The sequence below is a fragment of the Paraburkholderia sp. GAS33 genome, from assembly GCF_050436645.1.
GTDB lineage: Bacteria > Pseudomonadota > Gammaproteobacteria > Burkholderiales > Burkholderiaceae > Paraburkholderia > Paraburkholderia phenazinium_B.
The window spans coordinates 656,128-677,423 of record NZ_JBNDMP010000001.1 but is presented as its reverse complement, the minus strand read 5'-3'; the positions used below and the strand labels follow the sequence as shown (position 1 = coordinate 677,423).

General features: G+C 61.8%; 23 protein-coding genes. 13 read left to right on the top strand and 10 right to left on the bottom strand.

All coding sequences use genetic code 11. The annotated features are described in order from the left end of the window. Positions 1–8: 8 nt before the first annotated feature. From rhmD to P3T24_RS03105, 4 genes are all read right to left on the bottom strand, one after another. The gene (rhmD, locus tag P3T24_RS03120; protein ID WP_074268764.1) at positions 9–1,187 is read right to left on the bottom strand and encodes an L-rhamnonate dehydratase; all 1,179 of its coding nucleotides are present in this window, start codon (positions 1,185–1,187) and stop codon (positions 9–11) included. A gap of 73 nt (positions 1,188–1,260) precedes the next feature. Then, on the bottom strand, positions 1,261–2,583 hold the full coding sequence (locus P3T24_RS03115; protein WP_429432354.1) for an MFS transporter: 1,323 nt from the start codon (positions 2,581–2,583) through the stop codon (positions 1,261–1,263). A gap of 210 nt (positions 2,584–2,793) precedes the next feature. Continuing rightward, on the bottom strand, positions 2,794–3,546 hold the full coding sequence (locus tag P3T24_RS03110) for an SDR family NAD(P)-dependent oxidoreductase (protein WP_074268766.1): 753 nt from the start codon (positions 3,544–3,546) through the stop codon (positions 2,794–2,796). A gap of 146 nt (positions 3,547–3,692) precedes the next feature. Then, entirely contained in the window at positions 3,693–5,231 is a 1,539-nt protein-coding gene (locus P3T24_RS03105) for a sensor domain-containing diguanylate cyclase (RefSeq protein ID WP_429410205.1), read from the bottom strand. 312 nt (positions 5,232–5,543) lie between these two features. Here P3T24_RS03105 and P3T24_RS03100 point away from each other — a divergent pair, with 312 nt between their 5' ends. From P3T24_RS03100 to P3T24_RS03090, 3 genes are all read left to right on the top strand, one after another. Next, a complete protein-coding gene (locus P3T24_RS03100) occupies positions 5,544–6,092 on the top strand; it encodes an RNA polymerase sigma factor (RefSeq protein ID WP_429286175.1) in 549 nt (182 codons plus the stop codon). After that, positions 6,089–7,009 (top strand): anti-sigma factor family protein, encoded by a 921-nt coding sequence (locus P3T24_RS03095; RefSeq protein WP_429432351.1) that lies wholly within the window; start codon positions 6,089–6,091, stop codon positions 7,007–7,009. Before P3T24_RS03100 ends, P3T24_RS03095 begins: the two co-directional genes overlap by 4 nt. A 138-nt stretch (positions 7,010–7,147) precedes the next feature. Beyond that, entirely contained in the window at positions 7,148–7,585 is a 438-nt protein-coding gene (locus P3T24_RS03090) for a CHRD domain-containing protein (protein ID WP_074268770.1), read from the top strand. Between the two features lie 48 nt (positions 7,586–7,633). On the opposite strand, the gene P3T24_RS03085 is transcribed toward P3T24_RS03090, so the two are convergent. From P3T24_RS03085 to P3T24_RS03070, 4 genes are all read right to left on the bottom strand, one after another. Then, positions 7,634–8,029, bottom strand: a complete 396-nt coding sequence (locus P3T24_RS03085; RefSeq protein ID WP_429432348.1) for a hypothetical protein — start codon at positions 8,027–8,029, stop codon at positions 7,634–7,636. A 78-nt stretch (positions 8,030–8,107) separates the two neighbouring features. Beyond that, positions 8,108–9,076 (bottom strand): hypothetical protein, encoded by a 969-nt coding sequence (locus P3T24_RS03080; protein WP_429410379.1) that lies wholly within the window; start codon positions 9,074–9,076, stop codon positions 8,108–8,110. A 534-nt stretch (positions 9,077–9,610) separates the two neighbouring features. Continuing rightward, a complete protein-coding gene (locus P3T24_RS03075; protein ID WP_429432345.1) occupies positions 9,611–10,423 on the bottom strand; it encodes a hypothetical protein in 813 nt (270 codons plus the stop codon). Further along, positions 10,420–11,268: a DUF2092 domain-containing protein gene (locus tag P3T24_RS03070; RefSeq protein WP_429432342.1), complete on the bottom strand. Its 849-nt coding sequence runs from the start codon at positions 11,266–11,268 to the stop codon at positions 10,420–10,422. Before P3T24_RS03070 ends, P3T24_RS03075 begins: the two co-directional genes overlap by 4 nt. A 713-nt stretch (positions 11,269–11,981) precedes the next feature. Here P3T24_RS03070 and P3T24_RS03065 point away from each other — a divergent pair. Then, positions 11,982–12,386, top strand: a complete 405-nt coding sequence (locus P3T24_RS03065) for a helix-turn-helix domain-containing protein (RefSeq protein WP_429432339.1) — start codon at positions 11,982–11,984, stop codon at positions 12,384–12,386. A gap of 32 nt (positions 12,387–12,418) precedes the next feature. Here the strand turns inward: P3T24_RS03065 and P3T24_RS03060 are convergent, their stop codons facing one another. Next, positions 12,419–12,703, bottom strand: coding sequence for a hypothetical protein (locus P3T24_RS03060; protein WP_429432336.1), 285 nt, complete (start codon positions 12,701–12,703; stop codon positions 12,419–12,421). Between the two features lie 30 nt (positions 12,704–12,733). On the opposite strand from P3T24_RS03060, the gene P3T24_RS03055 reads away from it, so the two are divergent. The 6 genes from P3T24_RS03055 to P3T24_RS03030 all read left to right on the top strand — a co-directional run bounded on the left by P3T24_RS03055 (position 12,734) and on the right by P3T24_RS03030 (position 17,642). Next, the gene (locus tag P3T24_RS03055; protein ID WP_429432333.1) at positions 12,734–13,027 is read left to right on the top strand and encodes a hypothetical protein; all 294 of its coding nucleotides are present in this window, start codon (positions 12,734–12,736) and stop codon (positions 13,025–13,027) included. Between the two features lie 219 nt (positions 13,028–13,246). Next, on the top strand, positions 13,247–13,660 hold the full coding sequence (locus tag P3T24_RS03050) for a hypothetical protein (RefSeq protein ID WP_429432330.1): 414 nt from the start codon (positions 13,247–13,249) through the stop codon (positions 13,658–13,660). A gap of 308 nt (positions 13,661–13,968) precedes the next feature. Continuing rightward, entirely contained in the window at positions 13,969–14,622 is a 654-nt protein-coding gene (locus P3T24_RS03045) for an NADPH-dependent FMN reductase (RefSeq protein ID WP_074268776.1), read from the top strand. A gap of 367 nt (positions 14,623–14,989) precedes the next feature. Continuing rightward, on the top strand, positions 14,990–15,208 hold the full coding sequence (locus P3T24_RS03040; protein WP_074269490.1) for a transcriptional regulator: 219 nt from the start codon (positions 14,990–14,992) through the stop codon (positions 15,206–15,208). A gap of 137 nt (positions 15,209–15,345) precedes the next feature. Next, complete coding sequence (gene iaaH / locus P3T24_RS03035) at positions 15,346–16,800, top strand: indoleacetamide hydrolase (RefSeq protein ID WP_429432327.1); 1,455 nt, start codon at positions 15,346–15,348, stop codon at positions 16,798–16,800. 101 nt (positions 16,801–16,901) lie between these two features. Next, positions 16,902–17,642: a CDP-diacylglycerol diphosphatase gene (locus tag P3T24_RS03030; protein WP_429433232.1), complete on the top strand. Its 741-nt coding sequence runs from the start codon at positions 16,902–16,904 to the stop codon at positions 17,640–17,642. A 99-nt stretch (positions 17,643–17,741) separates the two neighbouring features. Here the strand turns inward: P3T24_RS03030 and P3T24_RS03025 are convergent, their stop codons facing one another. Continuing rightward, positions 17,742–18,236, bottom strand: a complete 495-nt coding sequence (locus tag P3T24_RS03025; protein WP_429432324.1) for a MarR family winged helix-turn-helix transcriptional regulator — start codon at positions 18,234–18,236, stop codon at positions 17,742–17,744. A gap of 242 nt (positions 18,237–18,478) precedes the next feature. Between P3T24_RS03025 and P3T24_RS03020 the strand changes: the two genes are divergently transcribed. The 3 genes from P3T24_RS03020 (at position 18,479) to P3T24_RS03010 (ending at position 21,061) form a co-directional block, all read left to right on the top strand. Beyond that, positions 18,479–19,567 carry a fatty acid desaturase gene (locus P3T24_RS03020; RefSeq protein ID WP_429432321.1) on the top strand — a complete coding sequence of 363 codons (1,089 nt, stop codon included), beginning with the start codon at positions 18,479–18,481 and terminating at the stop codon, positions 19,565–19,567. After that, positions 19,512–19,835 carry a hypothetical protein gene (locus P3T24_RS03015; RefSeq protein ID WP_429432318.1) on the top strand — a complete coding sequence of 108 codons (324 nt, stop codon included), beginning with the start codon at positions 19,512–19,514 and terminating at the stop codon, positions 19,833–19,835. Before P3T24_RS03020 ends, P3T24_RS03015 begins: the two co-directional genes overlap by 56 nt. A 428-nt stretch (positions 19,836–20,263) precedes the next feature. After that, entirely contained in the window at positions 20,264–21,061 is a 798-nt protein-coding gene (locus P3T24_RS03010) for an HpcH/HpaI aldolase family protein (protein ID WP_429432315.1), read from the top strand. Positions 21,062–21,296 lie beyond the last annotated feature (235 nt).

Sequence of the window (21,296 nt, the reverse complement as noted above, 5' to 3'; positions counted from 1 at the left end):
GGCGCATTTCAACGCGGATAAGGCCGCACCAACGCGCATTCCGGATTGAGCCGCACGCCAAAACCCGGGGTGTCCGGCACCTTCATGCGGCCATTCACGGGCACCGGTTCGTCGAGCAGCAGCGGTGTGAACATCGGCACCACCTCATCGGCCTTTGGCGCCATCATCAGAAACTCGGCGAACGGCGAGTTATGACGCGTCACCACGAAGTGATAGCTGTACACCGACGAGCCGTGCGGCACCACCATCACGTTATGCGCATCGGCCAGCGCGGAAATCTTGATCAGCTCGGTAATGCCGCCACACCAGCCAACGTCCGGCTGGATCAGATCGCAGCATTCCATCTCGAGCAGCATGCGAAAGCCCCAGCGCGTCGCCTCGTGTTCGCCCGTGGAGACCATCATGCCGCGCGGGACGTTGCGGCGCAGTTCGGCGTAACCCCAGTAGTCGTCCGGCGGCAGGCATTCTTCCAGCCATTTCAGACCGTACTCGTGCGCCGCGTGTGCGAGTTTGGTAGCGTACGGGACGTCGAGGCTCATCCAGCAATCGAACATCAGCCAGAAGTCGTCGCCGACTTTCGAGCGCATATCGGCGAGTTTCGCGAGATTCTTCTTGAGTCCTTCAGCGCCTTCGGCCGGGCCGTGTTGCAGCGGCAGCTTGCCGCCGATAAAACCCATCTCCTTGGCGAGATCGGGCCGTGCGCCGGTTGCGTAGAACACCAGCTCGTCGCGCACCGGACCGCCCAGCAGTTGATACACCGGCTCCTTGCGGACTTTGGCGAGCAGATCCCACAAGGCCAGGTCGACACCCGAAATCGTATTCAACACCACGCCTTTGCGACCGTAGTAGAGCGTGGAGAAATACATCTGATCCCACATTTTCTCGATGTCGGTGACAAGCTGGCCTTCGAGGAAACGCGCCAGGTGCTTCTCGACGATAAACGCTCCGATCTCGCCACCTGTCGTCACAGCAAAGCCGACGGTGCCGTCGCTCGCTTCGATCTCGACCACCAGCGTGCCCAGCACGTTGATGCCGAACGACTGACGGCTCTGGCGATACTCGGGGTAACGCGCCATAGGCGTCGAGATGTGATCGTCGATCCAGTGGCCGTCGGGCTGGTCGTGATAATCCGCGCCGCCGCCACGGACGATAAAGGCACGCACGTGCTTGATAGTAGGCATGGCCATAAGAGAGGCTCCGTTTGTAGTGCAGTAAAGCGCGGCCGTCGATGCCTGGCGGGCGCGGTGTCTCGGTGATGCGTCAGTGATGTGTCAATGGGGTAAGCGGTTGGGGCGTCGGCGCGCTATCCCGGCGAAACAGCGTGCCGATCAGCAAGGCAGCCAGCAGACTCGCCGCGCCGAGCACCAGCAAGCCCGCTGAGGTCGAAGCGAAGTTGTGTTCCGCCGCGGTGCGCAGCGACGGCGCGATAAAACCGCCCAGGCCGCCAAGCGAGTTGATCAGGGCAATGCCGCCTGCTGCCGCTGCGCCGGTCAGATAGCGCGTGGGGAAGGTCCAGAACAGCGGCTGCGCGGCGATAAAGCCACTGGCCGCGCAACATAGCGAAAGCAGCGCAAACAAGGGGCTATGCGTCAATCCCGATGCACCGATGCCAAGCCCGGCAAGCACCAGCAACGCAACGGCCCAGGCGCGATGTCCGCCGGTGCGGTCAGCGCGGCGCGGCACGAGCCACGTCACAACTAGCGCACACAGCCACGGCAGCGCCGCGACCAGGCCGACGCGCAAACCCACCGTCGTGCCCAAAAGCGCGGCCACCTGTTGCGGCAGGTAGAAGATCACGCCGTAGACGCTCATCTGGATCAGCAGATAGATCGCGGAGAGTCCCAGCACGCGGCGGTCGAGCAGCGCAGCGAGGAGATTGCGAGGCCCATGCGCGGCGGCATCGCGAGCGTTTTCGTCGAGTGCGGCGCGTAAGGCGATACGTTGCGCCCTATCGAGCCAGCGCGCGTCTTCGGGTTGATTGTCTAGATACCAGAACGCCCATACGCCGACAGCCGCGGCCATCGCGCCTTCGATCAGAAACAGCCATTGCCAGCCCGCCAAACCGGCGGTGCCATGCAGTTCGAGCAGCAGGCCCGAGAGCGGACTGCCGAAGATAAACGCGAGCGGCGCGCCGAAATAGAACACACCCACGGCACGCGCCCGCGACGATTGCGGGAACCAGTGCGTAAGGTAATAGATGACACCCGGGAAGAAACCAGCCTCCGCGACGCCGAGCAGAAAACGAATCGTGTAGAACGCGGTGGGCGTGGGTGCAAGACACATCGACGCTGACACAAGGCCCCACGTCACCATGATGCGGCACATCCACAGACGTGCGCCCACCCGATGCAGCAGAATATTGCTTGGCACTTCGAACAATGCATAGCCAATAAAGAACACCCCGGCGCCAAACGCAAACGCAGCGTTCGACAAACCGGTATCGTGCTGCAGCGCTTTTTGCGCGAAGCCGATATTGGCGCGATCGAGGAAAGCCAGCACGTACATCAGCAAAAGAAACGGCAACAAACGCCGCATGACCTTGCTGTTAATCGCCTCGAGGGATGCGGGCGAATTCGGATTCATGTTGTCTCCTGCTCCTGATCCGCTCGTGGGACGTGGCGGCTTGACTGCCGTACGCCCCAGCGACCGGTGTCACTACCCCGTCTACGCGGGCTAGGCTGGCACGACAGCGTGCTGACGGCTTCGCCCTCATGGCGCGCTGCGATGCGCGTCCAGGCTGCCACATACGTTGATGAGCACGCAGCACTCGCGTGCTCAACGTCTGACTGAACATCAGTAAGTCGCGCGCCCACCCGACAAATCGAACACCGCACCGGTGCTGAACGCGCAGTCTTCCGACGACAGCCACAGGATCAGCGAGGCCGCCTCTTCGGGCAGCAGGAAGCGGTTCATGGGGATCTTCGAGAGCATGTAGTCGATATGCTGCTGCGACATCGAATCGAAGATTTCGGTCTTGGCTGCCGCCGGCGTGACGGCGTTGACCAGAATGTTTTTGGTGGCGAGTTCTTTGCCGAGAGATTTGGTGAGGCCGATCAGGCCGGCCTTCGAGGCGCTGTAGTGCGACGCGTTCGGGTTGCCATCCTTGCCGGCTACCGAGGAGATATTGACGATGCGGCCGTAGCCCTGCTTGAGCATCTGCGGTACCACAGCGCGGCAGGTCAGATACGGGCCGATCAGGTTCACGTCGATCACGCGGCGCCAGACATCGGGCTCCAGCTCCCACGTGGTGCCGTTACCGCCGGTGATGCCCGCGCAGTTGATCAGCACGTCGATCGTGCCGTGGGCGGCAAGCGTTTCGCTGACCGCCTTATTCACCGAGGCCTCGTCGGTCAGTTCGACGATCGCCGTCGAGACTTTGCCGAGTTCGGCCAGCTCGCCGCGGCTGCGCTCGAGACGCGCCGCGTCGACGTCCCACAGCGCCACCGAGGCGCCCGAGTTCAGCGCGCGCTGCGCCACTGCATAGCCAATTCCACGCGCCCCGCCAGTAATGACGACGGTACGCCCCTCCAGATCGATTCGGTTCATCGCTTGTCTCGCTCCTATGACACCCAGTCGTACCCGGGTCACAGTGTGGTTGTGTTGGTGTCAGCCAATATACGGCGTGGCCGATACCGGAACAATTCGAGTATTGGAAGATGCGATAACAAAAGTGGATCGCGAGAGCGCGAACGTCAAGCCGCCGCACTCACCCGATTCCGCCCCGCCGACTTCGCGGCATACAACTGCGCATCGGCGGCAGCCATCAACCCGGAAGCACTCGCCCCCTGAGCCGGCACACAAGTGGCGCAGCCCACACTCACCGTTACGCTGCCGTGGCCGCTCTGCCCATAGAACAGGCTCATGCCCTGGACCCTTTTGCGGATCTTCTCAGCGACACTCGTCGCCCCAGCCGCCGGGGTATCCGGCAGCACCACGGCAAACTCCTCGCCGCCATAGCGTGCCACCAGATCCACCGGACGCCGCACCGCCGACGCGATGCATTCGGCCACCGCGGTCAGCACTTCGTCGCCCGCGGCGTGGCCGTAGGTATCGTTAAACTGCTTGAAGTGATCGATGTCGACAAACAGCACCGACATCGGACTGCCATGACGCCGCGCGCGCAACCATTCTTCGTCGAGCCGGCGGTCGAGCACGCGACGGTTGCTCAGGCCGGTCAGCGGGTCCGTCGCCGCGAGCCGGATCAGTTCTGCCTGCGCCGCGACCTTGTCCTGAAGGGTAAATGCAAGCAACCACGACAGCACCACGAACACCGCGCCCAGCGCGAGCGTGAGGCCGCCGGCAATCAGGCTGCGCCGCCGCCATTCGGCAAGCACATCGTCGAGCGACGGCGCCACCACGGCGATCAACGGCGTGTTGCGCACACGCGCATAGGTGAACATGCGCCGTACGCCGTCGACGGCCGAACTCGCGATATACGACCCCTCCGCGTGCGCCGCCATGATCGTGAAAGTGGGAGACTTGGCGATGCTGGTGCCGATATCGCTTTCGGCAAACGGTTTGCGGGCCAGCAAGGTTCCGTCGTCGAGGACGATAAACACAGACCCGGACGTGCCCGTGTTGATCCTGTCGAGCAGGTGCTGAAAATATTCGAGCCGGATAGCCAGCATCGCAACGCCCGCGAAGCTGCCGTCGGGCGCGTTGATACGCCGGGTCAGCCCGATCGACGGATTGCCGCCGCGCCACCGCGAGCGGTACGGATGCGATACGAACAGGCCCAGCGACGGATTGCGCTGCTGAGCGACAAAATAGTCGCGGTCGCTAAGCGGCACCACTGGATTGCGGTCGCCGTTCTGGGAAGCGCGCGGGAGGCCGTCTATGCCCAATACATAGGCGCCACCGAGGTAGGCGGCGGTGGTCGCCCGATCGAACAGCACAGCTTGCCGCAGCGCCGGCGACAGGCGCCAGGTGGCCGGGTCCTGCGCGTTGTCGACCATCGACTGCAACGACAGATCGTAGATCTCGACATTGCGCGCAAGGTCGCTGGAAATCAGCGATACGAGGTTCTCCGAGGTTTCGTGGGCATGGCGCAGCGCGTCGGCCCGGCCATCGTAGAGTGTCAGAAAGGTCAGGCTCGCCATGGCGGTCGCCACCACCGTCCCCGCGAAACCCGCGAGAAACGGGTGGCCGCCCACGCTCTGCGCGACCAGCGCTCCGTACGTGCGGAATGCTTTGCGCCAGCGTCGACGCAGGGAAAGCTTTCGATGCCTCACTCGTCCCCCTTCGTCGTGAGTAGAGCGCGCGTTCGCGGCTCGCGGCTGGCCCGCCGCGCCTTCCCGGCAGACGGTCGCCCTGCCGGGCGCCTGCCGTACCTCGTCTGCGTTACAGCGCACTACTTCGACCGCAGTAGTTCGACCGCAGTAGTTCAACTTTAACCGCTTCGTGTCGCCACGGGAAATCCGCATGTCCCCGGTTCGGACCCGCCTTGCCCGCCCGGCGAGGCCAATGTGAGCGAAGAACACCAGTTGTCGTTAAAATCCAGCCATCCGTCCAAAGACACCGAACACCTAGCAAGGAACCTGTCGATGACCGGCTCAGACTTACCCAGCCAGCTACCGGAGTTGCTGCCGCGCCTGTGGTCGTTCGCGTTACGCATTTCAGGCGACCGGCACGATGCCGAAGACCTGGTGCAGCGCGCCTGCCTGCGCGGGCTCGAACGCGCCCACCAGTTACAGCCCGGCACCTCCACCCTCAGCTGGATGTTCGCCATCGTGCACTCCACCTGGATCGACGAGTTGCGCGCCCGCAGCCGGCGTAACCGCTCCAGCACGGAGTGGGACGACGACATGCTTGAAACCGTCGCCGATCCGGCGGCGCGCACGCCGGAGGAAAACGCGATCAATAACCAGATTGTCAATGCGGTCGGACAGTTGCCGGAAGCGCAGCGCGTCGTCATGCTGCTGGTCGCCGTCGAAGGGCTTAGTTATAGTGAAGCGGCGGAGGTGCTCGAGGTCCCGATCGGCACCGTCATGAGCCGCTTGTCGCGCGCGCGCCAAACCATCGGCACGCTGTTCGGGGTTCGGGACAATCAAAAAACAAAAGTCGCAGTTGCGAGTAAGGACCCGGTCTCATGAAAATGGACTCTGTTTTGTTGATGGCATATGTGGACGGCGAGCTGTCTGCGGAAGAATGCCAGGAGATCGAAAAGGAGATCGCTGTGTCGCCTGATACCGCCGAACTCGTCGCGCAGTTGCGCGCGTCGCAGTTGCCGTATGCGCAAGCGTTCGCCCAGCAAAAGCTGCCGCCGGTGCCGGACAGCCTGACCGAAGCCGTTGCCGCGATGGCGCGCGCCCATGCACAACGCACCGCCACGCCGGGCGCCAACGACGCCGCCGTCACGCGCGACGCCTTTACGGCACCTTCGGCGCCCATCCGCTCGCGCCTGCGTATCGCGCCGCAGTGGCTCGCGGTCGCGTTTGTTGCGGGGGTAGTCTGCTACGGCATTGGAACGCGCTTCCTGCCGGGTTTTGGCGCGACCCCGAACAGCAGTCCCACTGCGACGCTCGCGGCAGCCAATCCCGAAGAGCCAGGCTGGGTCGCCGCAGCAGCGGGATATCAGCAGCTCTATTCGCGCGAGACCGTGGCACAGGTGCCGGTCAATGCCGAACTCACGGCGCAAACCGTCGACGAAATCCAGCATCAGGACGGTCTGAACGTACGGATTCCGGATCTGAGTCAGGCGGGCCTGACCTTCAAGCGAGTGCAACGGTTGCGCTTTAAAGACAAACCCCTGGTGCAGATCGTCTATCTGCCGCAGCAGGGCGCGCCCATCGCGCTATGCGTCATGAAGGAAGGCAAGCCTGACACCACGATCGCAGAACGACGCGTCGAGAGCATGAACGTCGTGACCTGGCGGCACGCCGATCTCAGCTACGCGCTGATCGGCAAGCCCGAAGGGACCGACCTGCCTGCACTGGCCAAACGTATCTCCGATAACGACGTGCAGACGCTGTTCGGCGATGTGGGCATCTCGATGCTGGCGGCTAACTGAACCCGGCAAAAAAATATCGTTGCGGCAGGGAATAAGCCGGAAACAGCGAGCGTTCAATGGAGTAACCGGTGACGCACCGCATGGCCGCAAGGCCACGCGGCGTCGGAGGTTACATCCTGTCCATTTCAAGAGACGTCCATGAAAATGAATCGAACGCTTACCGCACTGGTGTTGTCTCTGAGTCTCGCCGCACCTGCGCTCGCCGTTGCCGACACGCTCAACCTGCAAGCCCACCTGCTTGCCTCCTCCGAAGTGCCGCCCAAAACCAGCGACGGACACGGCGAATTGACGGCAACCTACGACACCGCGTCGAAGGTGTTGCATTACAAGGTCACCTACGCGGACCTCACCGGGCCCGCCAGCATGGCGCATTTCCACGGCCCGGCACCGGTCGGCAAGAACGCGCCGGTGGCGGTTCCGATCCCGATGGACAAACTGGCCAGTCCGATTGATGGCGACGCCACGCTGAGCGCTGCGCAGGAAAGCGATCTGCTGGCCGGCAACTGGTACTTCAACGTCCATACCGCGAAGAACCCCGGCGGCGAGATTCGCGGTCAGGTCGAACAGGTGAAGTAAGGCATTCGCCGCCTGGCGGCCTGAGCGCTGTATCGCTTTGCGGGACACCTAAGGCTTCGTCTGGCTGCTGTTGTCAGGCGCCTTCGTAACCCGCTTGCCGATTCTGTGCAGCGTTGCGCAAACGAGGTGCACCCGCGATTCGTAGTCCTGCGGGTCACCCACTTTCAGCGACTGGTATTGGAGCAAGGTGGGGGTGGCCCGCTGCCATCCGTAGTCCCATTGCGTGTCGAAGCTGGGCGGCGAGGAAAGCGAGCGCTTCAGATTCGCCTTGTAGGTCGCGATTTGCGCGGCCGTGAAGCCGCACAGATCACGTCCAAGGTGCGCGCCGCGGCCGGCCGACTGGATGCGGTCAGCGACGGCCTCGTCATCCGCGTAAGCGCTCGTCGTACCCAGGCTGCCCACAGCCAGGCACAACGCGACGATGACGGAACCTGTATGGGCCATGGGTTACCTCCTTCAGCAATACGCCTGCGCAACCTGCGCCGCCCTCGTTGCCGGTTCGGCTCGCGTTTCAACCGGCCGTCAGAACCGATAGCCCGCACCAGCAAATATCACATCAGAATCGCGGTTGTAACGGGTCACCACCCGATTCCATTCAAGCCGCGCATCCCAGCTTCTGGTGAAACGATAGGAACCTGCAATGGTGACGAGACCGGAGAATTTGCCAGCTCCTGGTCCCGGTGATTCGCTGTTCTCGTTTTCGTTGATCGCGTAGTAGGCGCCGGCGCCCACGCCGAGCGTCACCTTGTCGTTAAAGAACGCACGGGTTGCCCAGAGCTGACTCGTAATGCCATCCCGGCGCGCCAGTTTGCTGCTGCCTTCATGCAGATAGCCGAGCGTCACATCGAGATATCTGGCAAGACCGCGCCGGTACTCGATGGCGCCGCCCAGCGCAGACGGCGAGCTGGTCGAGTTGACGATAGTCTTGCCCAGATACACAGCCACCTCGTTATTGGTCACGTTAGTGCTGCTGCCGGCTGCCCAGTCTCGCGGGCCTGGCGTATCCGGTGCGTCGAGCTGATAGCCTACGCCGAACATAACGCTGGTCGCATCCGGACCACGCTGTACATGCACGCGATTGAGCTGCAGCTGCGTAATCCAGCGACTCGATGCGTAATATGCTGCACGCACGCTATAGACCACGCCCCAGCCGTGGGTGTCGGAATAGCTGCCGCCCTGATCGGCGGTGGTCGTGTCGAAATAGCGATACGGGCCGATACCCGCCTGCAGAACGAACTTAGGATTGCCGACGGGAATGCGGCCCCAGAGCTGAACCAGCTGGCCGTCACGATGATGGTCGGGAATATGGCCTTCGTTCAGCCAGCTAAAGCTGGCTGCAAAGTATTGTCCGAGACCTTCCTGGTAATTGAAGGCCCATGTGTAGGTATTGGTGCTGCCGGCGCGGGAACCCCCACCGAACAGTGAGAACTCCTGTGCATCGGCCGCCGGAGCACCGAGCAATCCACTCGTGACGAGCGCGACGCCTAGCACCGCATTGCGGACTGGGCGTGCCGCGGAACGCGCAGCGGCAGCGGCCTCGAGCGCCTCTTGCGCGTCCGCGGGCAATTCCTCTTTGGCGGCTCGGGCATGCCGGTAGACCTCTTCGCGCGCTTCACGGGCAAAGCGCTGCTTTTCCACGAGTTTGAGTTTGCGGGTGCGGTCTGCGCCGAGCACCGTGTAATAACGCTCGGCGTGCAGACGCTTGAAGCGGGCGTAGAAGTCCGGGCCCGGCAAACCCGAGTCAGTGCAGAGGAGCGATGCGTAATCGGCAAGCTGCAAATCGCAGATGGATGCAGCCGTGCGCTCCAGGGCGGCATAGCGCCTGTTTAGCGCGTAATCCGCGGGGAAAATAGCATGGAACGCGCCGTACGGAACCAGTTTCCTGTGCCGCGCTGCCCGCAAAAGCAACTGTGCGATCCTCGCCTCGAAGTCGATTGGCATCTACAGTCCCTATAAAGACAGCGAGCGTGAGCAGGCACCGCTGCAGCGCGCGGCCTGGACCTGGCCGGCGCGCGGGTTCAGCGTTTATCGGGGCGGCGTGACCACCACGTATTTCACCGTCGGGCCCACGTATTGCGGCTGATACCAGTTCGGCCCGCACTGCTGATACAACACACCGCCGACCATCACGCTATTGCAGCTCGGCGGTAAAGCCGCGACGGTCGTTCCGACTACGACTGCGGTCGTCACGCCCACTGCCACGCCGACCGCCACCGGGTCGACGTACCAGCCGTCGTCGTGATGATGGTGATCGTAGTCATCGTCGTGATGATCGTGGTCGTCGTCGTGGTGTCCGTCGTCGTGGTGTCCATCGTCGTGGTGATCGCTGCCGCCGTTGTGGTCGCTGCCGCCGTTGTGATCGCTACCACCGTTGTGATCGCTACCGCCATTGTGGTCGCTACCACCGTTATGGTCGCTACCACCGTTATGATCGCTACCGCCGCCGTTGTGGTCACTGCCACCGCCGTTGTGGCTGCTGCCACCGCCGCCGCTGTGTTCGCTGCTGCCAACGCCGTGCGAGTTCTGGCCGCCCCCTCCGCCGTTGCTGCCGCCACCGCCTCCGTGCGCAGATTGACCGCCGCCACCATGAGACGGACCACCGCCCTGCGCCCCCCCGAAATTACCGCCACCATGAAAGCCGCCTCCGCCTCCTCCACCACCGCCCTGAAATCCGCCACCGCCAGCGCCACCGCCAGCACCTCCATGGAAACCACCGCCACCGCCGCCATGAATGCTGGTCCGCGCGCCACCACGAAAACCAAAGGCAAACGTCGAGGTTGAGGTTGCCGAAAACATCACGGCGAGCGCAATACCGGTCAATCGCGTCAGTGGTTTCATTGCGCGTCTCCCTGTTGGTCGTCGCCCGTCGTGGTCGGTGGCCGCATCGGAATCTCCCTCGCGCCAGGGCTCGGATGGAACGTGAAGGTGCCCGCTTCGAAGGTGGGGTTCAACGTCCACTGATAGTTGACCGCATGCTGCGGCCGCGATGGCTGGGTCGTATCCGTCACGACAAACCGGCACGGCAATGGCCGCGCGCCGGTCTGGATCCAGAGCTCCCAGTCGAGGCCCGGCTGTTGATAGGCATAGTGGTTGCACCATTTGCCGTCGACCTTGTCGAGGCCGATAAAGAGCGCGCTCGTCAGCGACTTTTCGTCGTCCGACTGCTCGCCCCAGTAGAACAGGTCGACGAGCGGAAGCTGGACGCCGTACTTGTCGTCGGCGTCGGCAATGAGTTCGCGAATGGTGGGTGGCGCCGGCACCCGGCTGTAGTAGTGATGGGTGTCGTTGAACAGCACGAACGTGTGACCGTCGTAGATCAGGCCCTTCGGCGCGCGGCTCCCTGTGACCACGACCCTGACCTTGTCCGGACGCTGCACCGACATCTCCGTGCGATGCAGGAAGCCGACGTTTTGGCCCGTTGTCAGCACGGCGTCCGTCACGCTATCGGCCTCGATACGGAAGCTCTTCAGGGTGCGCAAGTAGTTGCCGAGCTTGTTCAGCGCATCGACGGCCTGCTGCTGCATCTCGGGTTGCGCCTGCGCCGGCGCGTTGCTCCCGGACGCAGGCGCCTGGGCGAGCACCACGGGGGCACCGGCCAGCGCCGCCAGCGCGGAGCCCATCAGGACCATGCGCCGCACCCGCAAGGCAGTCTCGCCGCCATCACGCGAAATAAACAGGTTCACTATGCTCTCCTAACTCATTGAAACGTTGCACTGACCCGGCATTCCGGCAGACAAACCCCTATACGGCGCTCCGCCCGCGCCTGCGCTTAAGCGCGAATTGCCATTTCCGACTCCGCAGTCGCTCAGGAGTCAAGCGATGGCCAAACGGATAAATCTGTTTATATCGAATCTCAAAACAATTGATGTTTTCTGTCAGAGAATGACGGTGAAACCGAAATTCGCGATGGGAAGAATAGATAAAACCGCGATATCTCATGTTCTTCCATCAGTCGCGCATTAAAATAGGAGAATGCGGTGATGAAGCGCCGCACAACGTTTCTCAACGAGACGTGGCAGACAGACGGTGAGCCCGGTGTGGATTGAGTTTCTGCGACATTCTGCAGACCATGTAAAAGTGTTACTGGATGCTAGCAAACGTCTTGCCGAACATCAAGCACCATTAAGGTGATATCGAAATCAGAAATAATCAGGAGGATTGTTTCAATCCGACTGAACCGCCAATTCCCCACACACCTCTTCATAGGAAAAATGGAAAAATCACGACCGCAATTATTTTTATCCCATTCCAACACATTCAATAAAAAATCATTTATTAGTAATGCTATCCGCCCCTGCGCGGCCGTTTCTGGGTTCAATGACAACGGCTGGGCATGGTTTTCCAGATGGAACGCTCGCATTGCCTATGCGCCCGGACTTTGACGGACGGTCAATCTATGCCATCCCGAACCGAAGAGCTTCCCACTGTTGTCCGGCGCATGAGCGCGGGCCAGATGCTGATGGCGGGTTCTTCGGTCAGCGCAGTGGCCGATGCCCTTCATCTGTCTAGCGCCACCGTCAAACGCTATAAGGCCATGCTGGAGAGCGGCGGCCTCGACGCGTTGAAGAAGATGAGCGTCGGTGGCCGGTCGTCCGCGCTCGACGCCGCGGCGCTCGAGTGGGTCGCCGCCGCGCTGCGCGGCTCCGCGCGCGAGCACGGCTTTCCGAGCGATGCATGGACCAACGTGCGCTTGCGCGAGTTGATCGCCGCGCGCTTCGGGGTGCAGTACTCGCGGGTCTACGCCTGGCAGATCGCGACCAATCTGGGACTCGGCCACCGGCTGTCGAAATCGAGCCGTTGACCGAACCCGTTATCCTCCTCTGCTCGCGCTCCTCACAACCGCCAGATGTCCTTCAACCTGCCGAATTCCGCGGGCCGGGTAAAGGAACGGTACAACTCGCCCACCGTGCCGATTGCGTGGGCCGGCTTGAGCGTCGCGCCGGGTAGCGCCTGGGTGATCCAGTCGTAGGCATTCATATCGCGCTGTTCGGCATGTACAGCGTCGGTCAGTGCGATCAGCGCCTTGTCGGCCGAATGGCTTCCAAGGTCCATGAAGCAACTCTCGAACGGGTGTTTCGCAGCAATCGTGGGGCGTACATCGGTAGTTCGGATGCTCACATCGGTCTCCTACGAGGGTTGTCCCTTTCCATGTACCAGATCGATGTGACAACGGATCGAATCTCTACAGGAATTCGCCCTGATTTTATGGGCGGGTTGCCGGCGCGCCACAGGTTTAAGGCCATTCGAGCCAGCGCGGCGGAGCGCCGTATTCTGGAGTTCCATAAAAATGCATGCCGCATGCGAAACCGTCCTTATTATTCGAGCGATTATGTCAGCACGTTGACACAGCACACCTGCCTCACCCTATCGGACGGCCCGGAAGCACACGCCGCAAGCGATTCGAATATTTTCGACCCGGAATGCATGATTCCAAATAGTTAAATCGAACCGATGATTACCCGTCATTCCCGCAAGGGCTCGGGATCTCCTTACGATTATTTTCCCGCTGACTTTTAAAAATCAAAAAATTAAATCAATATGAGAGCGAGCGCATATAAAATCGCGACTCAAAATCCAGCAAGTCTGTGAGTTTTACTCAAGATGAATAAAAGAAAGCATCCGGCCCTGCGAGGTTCCAGAGGGAAATCGGCAGCGAAAGCCATGCTCCTGCCGCTTACAGTCCAGTCGATCCGAGAACGGTCGTTACGCAGCCATCTCGCACTGGAAGCGTTGCGTGCCGGCTCGGGAAACGGCCATCTGCTGAGCGAACTGATTCATGTCCTGTATGTGGCCTGGTATCTGCAGGAAGCGGGTTTCGGCACGGCTGACGCCACGCTCTATACGCATGCGGAGCAGGCACTCGAGCGCAGTGCGGCGCGGGCCACCGGGGCAGATATCTGGCACCTGGAAGACGCCGAGGCGCATGCGCTGGAACGGTTGCTGGCGCTGCACGACCAGCAGTTGCAGGAGACCCCCGTCAAGGTGATACAGGACGTGCACAAACGTCTCGCCCGCTTTGCGCAAAGCGACCGGGTTGCACCGTGGCAAAAAAATGGCCCCGTCATCTCGCGATAGCGGGGCCGAGACCCATGTCAAGGAGTTAGTCATGGAGGAGACGGGCCAATCATAGCGGCGCCCCCAGCCGACAGCCAACGAAGCGTTTTCGCTTTGCTTATCCATGCCCGCTTCAGGTGCATTTCACGGCAGCCCTGCGTCGATAACCCTCCCGGCGTATATCGTTAGAACGAAAAGTCGCTTCGTGCTGCTAGTATCGATCACTAAGATGGCGGTTTAAGTCCCGCGGGCCAAGTCCCGTTTGCCGGGCGAGTTTGCGCGCAGCCCTGCGCCGCGCCCCCGGCAGCCGCTACCGAAGGAGCATTTCGTTGACCAGTTTCGATCACCAACGCCGGCCGCTCGTCATCGGCATCGGCGGCACCACGCGTGCGGCATCGTCGACCGAGCGTGCCCTCGGTTTTGCACTGCGCGGCGCAGAAGCAGCCGGTGCACGTACCCGGCTGTTCGGCGGCACGTTCCTGCATAGCCTGCCGCACTACGCCCCTGAAGATCCGCAACGCACCGACGCCCAGCTCGAGCTGATCGAAGCCGTGCGCGAAGCCGACGCGCTGATCATCGCCACCCCCGGCTACCACGGCGGTGTCTCCGGTCTCGTGAAGAATGCGCTCGATACGCTCGAAGAACTGCGTGGCGACGAGCGTCCTTACCTCGACGGCCGTGCGGTGGGCTGCGTGGTCACGGCCTATGGCTGGCAGGCCGCCGGTTCGGTACTGACGTCTCTGCGCTCGATCGTGCACGCCTTGCGCGGCTGGCCCACGCCGTTCGGCGCCGGTATCAATACGCTCGAGACGCGCTTCGAAACCGTCGATACCTGCTCTGACCCGAAAGTGGTCGACCAGCTTGCTACAGTCGGCCAGCAGGCCGCACAGTTTGCCCTCGCGTTCAGCACGCAGCACACATCGGTGCCTCGCGGCGCGGCGCCCGAAGGCCGCACGGCCAAGGTGTTCACGCTCGCCAGCTGACTGGCAGGCGAAGGTACGCGGCGCCCCGGCGCCACGCGGCCGGTCAAACGGCGCCGCTACCTGCATCGGCATACGCCGCCAAAGCCACAGCACGCCCGAATCAACCCTAAAAAGCACCCCTACGCTGCGTGTGCCAAGTAACAGACAGGCGGCACGACGCGCCGGATAGTGGTCTCGACGCATCCGGGGTCGCCTCATCCGAAATTGCGAAGACAGTTCCAGGTCGAGCGTAATTTGCTTGCGACGAATGATTGGTTCACTGGCGAGGCTACCGCGCCTACGCTTGTTCCTGCCCGCCGACCCTCCGGTCGACACTATGCGTCTGGCTTCCCTTGCAACGCACATGGGCAGAATCATCGCCAAAATCATGAATCGACAAGCTATCCAATACAAAGGTTACGAGGTCGCTCCGGTCGCGCAACAGTTGCCCAACGGGCTGTTCGCCGCGAATCTGACCATCGGCAAAACCACTGCAGATCCGAGCCGGGCGCATTCGTTCGATGCGCTCGATTATTTCTTCGACGAAGAACATGCGGTGGCCTACGCGTATCGTTGGGGACGTATGTGGATCGACAATCATCAATGACCAATACGTGACACGCACCAGTGGGAGCTGGTGTACCGGTTGGGTTTGACCTGAACAGAACGGCTTGCGCCGGTCTGCTCGATGACGCGCCTGGAATGGCTGTGACAGAATAGGCGTCATTCGAGGAGATCTCACGCATGACATGGACCGTCGACGAACAGTTGGCCCTAACGGCAACGCAAGCGGTGACTGCGATCCAGACCGGCCGGCTGAAAGCCACGGACTATGTCGCCACACTACTCGCTCGCGCTGCGGCGCTTTCGACCCTCAACGCCCTCACTGCGCTCAACATGGAGGGCGCACTCGATGCGGCCAGGCGGATCGACGCCATGACACCTGAAGCGCGCTCGGCATTGCCGCTTGCGGGTCTGCCAATCGTTGTCAAAGACAACATCAATACGGAAGGGCTTGTCACTTCGGCCGGCACGCCCGCGCTGGAGAACTTCGTGCCGCGCGCGAACGCGCCCACCGTGCAGCGCCTGCTCGACGCGGGCGCAATCGTGCTCGGCAAGGCCAACATGCACGAACTGGCGTGCGGCATCACCAGCACGAACTTCGCGCCGCATGCCGGTCACGTTCGCAACCCTTACGATCCGGGCCTGATTCCGGGCGGCTCCTCGGGCGGCACCGCCGCTGCCATTGCGGCGCGCATCGTACCAGCCGGACTCGGCACCGATACGAGCGGGTCCATCCGCATTCCTGCAGCGCTAACCGGTACTGCGGGCCTTCGTCCATCGGTAGGCGACGGAGGCGCAGAGCGCCGCTATCACGATCCGGACGCCGTGGTGCCGATCTGCCATACACGCGACACCGTCGGGCCTATGGCGCGCGACGTCGCCGACATTGCGCTGCTGGACGGCATCGTGACCGGCGCAGGGCCGTTGCCTGAGGTTGCGCTGAGCGGTCTGCGCATCGGCTTGCCGGCGCCGCTATGGGACGGCCTGGAGTACGCGCTGGAAGACGTCGTGCGGGACGCGCTGACGCGGCTCGAAGCGGCCGGTGTGACGCTGGTGCCGGTCGAAATGGACGAGTTGTTGCCACTGAGCAGCAAGGTCAGCTCGGCGGTGGCGATTCACGAAGCTCATCTGGATGTGCCGGCATGGCTCGTCGCCAACGATGCGCCGGTCAAAACGCTGGCCGAGCTGGCGGCACGCATTGCCAGTCCGGATGTACGCGACATCTACGATGCGGTGCTTGCCGACCCGCTCGCCCATGAGTATCAGGATGCCCTGACCATGTGGCGGCCGCAGCTTCAGCAACTGTATGCCCAGACCTTCGCCACGCAACAGCTCGATGCGCTGTTGTTCCCAACCACCCGCCTCGCCGCGGTGCCGATCGATGACCTCGCAGGTTCGTCGGCCGTGTCGATCAACGGCGGAGTACCCATCGACGAAATGGACGCTTATCTGCGCAATGTTCAGCCTGCCAGCAACGCAGGCATTCCGGGCCTGTCGCTGGCTGCAGGCTTGACCGCTGAAGGTCTGCCGGTCGGTCTTGCACTGGACGGACCGCTTGGAAGCGACCGGCGGCTGCTGGCTATCGGCGTAGCGTTCGAGCAGTTGCTCGGCGCGCTACCGGCGCCGACCCTTTGATGCGCGCGCGGAAAGTTTCAGCGGCCGCTGACGGCCGCTTGCGCGAGTCAGCTCGCGTGGTAAGGACCGCAAGCAGATTCAGCGGCCGCGCACCTCTCGTGATGGCCAGGGCAGCCGCTCTGGTGGCTGTCGCCGTCGTAGCGAGCAGTTGCGCCGAGCTTGCTGCGGCCGATCCCGACGCGCTATGGAAAATCGTCGGCGGACAATGCGTGCCCGAAGCGCGCGCCAGCGGTCATCCCGGCCAATGCACGAGCGTGGATCTGGCCGACCACTACGCGATTCTGAAAGACATCAGCGGACGCAGCCAGCATCTGCTGATTCCGACTGAGCGTGTCACCGGAATCGAAAGCCCGAGCATCGTGGCGCCCGATGCGCCGGACTACTGGGCCGACGGCTGGAGTTCACGCAATACCGTGGAAGCATCGCTCAAGAAGCCGCTCGCCGCCGATCAGTTCGGACTGGAAATCAATTCGGAGTTCCGCCGATCGCAACAGCAATTGCATATTCATATGGATTGCATGCGGACGGATATCATCGACGCGTTGGCGCCTTACCGCCGCGATCAACCTGGCCAGTGGCACTGGGAGACGATAGACGGCGTTCGCTACCGGATCATGCGCGTCACCAGTCTGTCGCAGGACAACGACCCGTTCCGCATCGTGGCGCGCGATCACCCGGACTCGCAGTCGATGGCGACGCAGACGATCCTCGTCACCGGCGCGGGGCCTTCCGCCGATCAGGACGGCTGGCTCGTGCTCAATAGCGGACTGGATGTGGACAACGGCACGGGCACGGCAGAGGGGTTGCTCGATCATGAGTGCCATCTGGCCGACGCACATTAGTGCGCAGTCGGCTGCTGGGCGGTTGGCTGCCGCGAGGCTGACGGCCACCTGGTCAGTCACGCGCCAGCCACGCTAATAAGCCGCGCTCGTCAGCCACGTTTACTCGGCCACGTTCGAGCCGCCCTCAACAGCAACGCTCACTAGCCAGCGGCGAATCACACGCTCCTCATCGGCGCTGAAGCCCGCGAGAATCTGCTGCTCGATCGCTTTCACGCGTGAGCGGCATTGCTTGAGCAGCGCCTTGCCGGCCTCGGTGACATCGATATGCTGAATGCGGCCGTGAACCGCATGAGGCCGCCGGGCGATCGCGCCACTGCGCAGCAGATTCGCGACGATCACGCTGACGGTTTGCGGCGTGAGCATGGCAAGGCGGGCGACGTCCGCATTTGACAGCCCGGGGTACGCCACCAGCATCGTCAGCACCGTGAACTGCGGCGGCGTCACGCCGAGGTCGGCGAGCGCCCGCTCCATGCGTAACCGGTGGGCGCCCCCCGCCTGACGCAGCAGGTAGCCGATATACCCCTCCTCACCGCGCTTGCCCTCGCCGATGCGGGGTATGTCAGGTCGATCGTGTGTGGTGGCCGGTTTGTGCATGGGTATCAGAGGTTTGGAAAGTATCAGAACTCGAATATTTTAACGTTCGTGCTCTGATATTAACCGGTAACGCCGTGCGCTGACAGCGGGCTCCGACAACCGCCCTACCGCCCTAAGCGCTTTTTTGCAGATGCTTTGCGCAACAAATTGGTTCGTCACCGGCGCAGGTCCCCGTACGATCGGTTTTAACGCGTCTGCTGACGCTCCCTGCATCCCGATCCGGTCCGACCCGTACTCTGCCGATGGCGATTTACCTCGACGACAAGCAACGCGAAGCCCTGACGCGCATGAGCGCGAGCTGGACATGGCGCACAGAATGGCCGACCTGGGTGTTGATCGTCACGATTTACGGGGGATGGTTCAGCGTCGCGACGCACGCGCGCAGCCTGGGACTGCCGCTCACCACCGGTCTGCTGGCGCTGCTGAGCGCCTGGTACATGTCGCTGCAGCATGAACTGCTACACGGCCACCCTACCCGCTCGCGCCTCGTCAATGGTCTTCTCGGTTTCGCTCCGCTCGCTGTCTGGTTCCCGTATGGCATCTACCGCAATTCGCATCTGCGGCATCACGACGACGTGCATTTGACACGGCCCGAGCACGACCCGGAAAGCTACTTCGTCACCGGCGAAACGTGGCAACGTGCAGGCACCGCGACACGCGCGCTGCTAATGTTACGCAATACCTTTGTTGGGCGCCTGCTGGTAGGGCCGGCCTTCGCGATTGCCGCGACGACCATCGACGCGATGCGCAAGGTCGGTCGTGGCGACTGGCGCGAGGTTCCGTTGTGGCTTGCGCATGGCGCGTCACTCGGTGGCCTTGCGTGGTGGCTGCACACAGCCTGCGGAATACCTGTGTGGCTGTTTATGCTCGGCATCGGCTACGGCGCGCTGTCGTTGAGTTCGATCCGCTCGTTCTACGAGCATCGTGTCGCCGAGGCTGTCGAGCACCGCACCGTGCTCAACGAAGCTGCGTGGTTTTGGCGTCTGCTGTTTCTGAATAACAACTTTCATCTGGTGCATCATGATCTGCCGCAGGTGCCGTGGTTTGCGCTTCGGGAAGTTTATGAAGCGGCCCGGCAGCAATATGTGGAGCGCTCCGGAGGCTTTCTGGTAAAGGGTTATAGCGAGTGGTCCAGGCGATATGGACTAACTACGGTGGCACATCCAGTAGCTGGCGTTAGCTCCGATCGCTTCCGAGGAAATCCGCCAGCTTCCGTCGGCTTTGCAGGTAAATCGCAGGCAAAATACATGGTAGTTGCCCGTGACGGAACCCGCCATGAAGCTCACCTATCCGCTCCTGCTGAACGCGAAACCACAAGTCAAGCCCTATAAGCTCACCGATCGCGATTCGATGTATTTATACGTATCGATCAAGGATACGAATACGTGGAAATTCGACTACCGACTGGACGGCAACGCTTGCCGTACACTCTGGGGCACCTCCCCGATCTATCGCTTCATGACGCACGAGAGTTGTGAAGCAATGCCGCCACGCTGGTCGCGGCCGGCATCCATCCCAGGGCTCATGAAAGCCGACTTCAGCAGCAAACCATCACCCATCACAAGAACACGCGTTGGCCTATCCGTGAGGAATAGCTGAACAACAACCGCGGAAACTGGGCTGCCTACTATCACGGTCAAGCCACGCGTTTCCTCACACGCTACGTAAAGAGTTCACCACTTGGCACCACGCCGGTCCATGTCATCAAGGTGACGCACATCTATGACCTGCGGCAGTCGATTGCAAAGCGCAAAGCCCTTGCAGGCGATGAACGCTCTCCACGCAGTCTCGGTTTCCGTTTGCATCTTTGGTGGGTTCGCTCCTGGCAATCCTTGCACTGCTACCGTCGCCACCAACTCATCAGCAGTCATCCTGCCATCGTCGGTCTCAACGATGTACTTCGGTGCAACAAGCGCCAACACCGTCGAACACGGGGGCGACCGCGGAATAAATCGCGGTGTGCACGTGTTGTTTGGTCATCTAGCGTCGCGATGTCCTTCCCACCCACCTTGACACGGAAATTCCTGATGCAGAACAGCCCTTCCAACCCCTCCGCCTACCTCGCACAACTGCTTAAAAAACCTGATGGAGTGAAAATTGGAGTCGGCGTGACATCGCCTTCTCCGGAACTTGTGCAGATGTTCGCCAACTCGGGATTCGACTACATCCTGATCGACATGGAGCATGGCCCAATCTCGATCGAGACGGCCTACCGAATGATCACGGCGATGATCGGTACACCCGCACAACCGTGGATTCGCGTCTCGCACAATGACCCGGCCCAGTTCAAACTGGCGCTGGACGCCGGCGCCAAAAACATCGTCGTACCTATGATCACAAGCCGTGAAGAGGCGCAGAAGGCGGTGTCATACGCAAAGTATCCGCCTCAAGGCGTCCGCGGCTGGGGGCCGTTTCGCACACAATACCAATGGCAAACCAACATGCTCGACTATGCGAAGCGAGCCAACGCCGAGACCGGCGTCATTGCGCTAATTGAACATCCCGACGCGGTTCGCGACATAGACGCCATCCTGGATGTCGACGGGCTTGCCGGCGCGATCCCAGCACCGTTCGACTTATCGGTCAACATGGGCTTCAGCGATGGTCCCAACCACGATAAGGTGCGACATGCCATCGAGTTCGTGATAAGCAGGATCAAAGCAAAAGGCATGGAAGTCACCTCGTTTGCGGTGACTCCCGCGCAGGCTGTAGAAGCGATGCGGTTAGGGGTGAAGAATCTGTTTCTAGGCTTTGATCCCATGTATATCCAGGCTTCGCTGCAATTGTTTCTGTCGACGGTAAGCGACCTGAACGTTGCGCGCTGACTGAGGGACTGCTCTTCTGTCGTCGACCATCTTGTGGGCGCGGCGGCGACCCAGGGGATCGATCAAGGGACGTCCCCTGATCGGTCGCTTACCTTTCTAATAATGGCATCCCGGCGAATACATCGCTAGCGGTACATACAGCTTCGCGATCGCTCGCACAATTTTCAACCACGAATCCACGTTCAAACGCAATAGCCCCGGTGAGGGCCGCACCAATATCCTTTAATGCGCCAGC

Bases quoted from the DNA above. Each gene is read 5' to 3' on its own strand.
- rhmD (WP_074268764.1), bottom strand. From the start codon at position 1,187: ATGGCCATGCCTACTATCAAGCACGTGCGTGCCTTTATCGTCCGTGGC.
- P3T24_RS03115 (WP_429432354.1), bottom strand. From the start codon at position 2,583: ATGAATCCGAATTCGCCCGCATCCCTCGAGGCGATTAACAGCAAGGTC.
- P3T24_RS03110 (WP_074268766.1), bottom strand. From the start codon at position 3,546: ATGAACCGAATCGATCTGGAGGGGCGTACCGTCGTCATTACTGGCGGG.
- P3T24_RS03100 (WP_429286175.1), top strand. From the start codon at position 5,544: ATGACCGGCTCAGACTTACCCAGCCAGCTACCGGAGTTGCTGCCGCGC.
- P3T24_RS03095 (WP_429432351.1), top strand. From the start codon at position 6,089: ATGAAAATGGACTCTGTTTTGTTGATGGCATATGTGGACGGCGAGCTG.
- P3T24_RS03090 (WP_074268770.1), top strand. From the start codon at position 7,148: ATGAAAATGAATCGAACGCTTACCGCACTGGTGTTGTCTCTGAGTCTC.
- P3T24_RS03085 (WP_429432348.1), bottom strand. From the start codon at position 8,029: ATGGCCCATACAGGTTCCGTCATCGTCGCGTTGTGCCTGGCTGTGGGC.
- P3T24_RS03075 (WP_429432345.1), bottom strand. From the start codon at position 10,423: ATGAAACCACTGACGCGATTGACCGGTATTGCGCTCGCCGTGATGTTT.
- P3T24_RS03065 (WP_429432339.1), top strand. From the start codon at position 11,982: ATGCCATCCCGAACCGAAGAGCTTCCCACTGTTGTCCGGCGCATGAGC.
- P3T24_RS03055 (WP_429432333.1), top strand. From the start codon at position 12,734: ATGTACCAGATCGATGTGACAACGGATCGAATCTCTACAGGAATTCGC.
- P3T24_RS03050 (WP_429432330.1), top strand. From the start codon at position 13,247: ATGCTCCTGCCGCTTACAGTCCAGTCGATCCGAGAACGGTCGTTACGC.
- P3T24_RS03040 (WP_074269490.1), top strand. From the start codon at position 14,990: ATGAATCGACAAGCTATCCAATACAAAGGTTACGAGGTCGCTCCGGTC.
- iaaH (WP_429432327.1), top strand. From the start codon at position 15,346: ATGACATGGACCGTCGACGAACAGTTGGCCCTAACGGCAACGCAAGCG.
- P3T24_RS03030 (WP_429433232.1), top strand. From the start codon at position 16,902: ATGGCCAGGGCAGCCGCTCTGGTGGCTGTCGCCGTCGTAGCGAGCAGT.
- P3T24_RS03025 (WP_429432324.1), bottom strand. From the start codon at position 18,236: ATGCACAAACCGGCCACCACACACGATCGACCTGACATACCCCGCATC.
- P3T24_RS03020 (WP_429432321.1), top strand. From the start codon at position 18,479: ATGGCGATTTACCTCGACGACAAGCAACGCGAAGCCCTGACGCGCATG.
- P3T24_RS03015 (WP_429432318.1), top strand. From the start codon at position 19,512: ATGAAGCTCACCTATCCGCTCCTGCTGAACGCGAAACCACAAGTCAAG.
- P3T24_RS03010 (WP_429432315.1), top strand. From the start codon at position 20,264: ATGCAGAACAGCCCTTCCAACCCCTCCGCCTACCTCGCACAACTGCTT.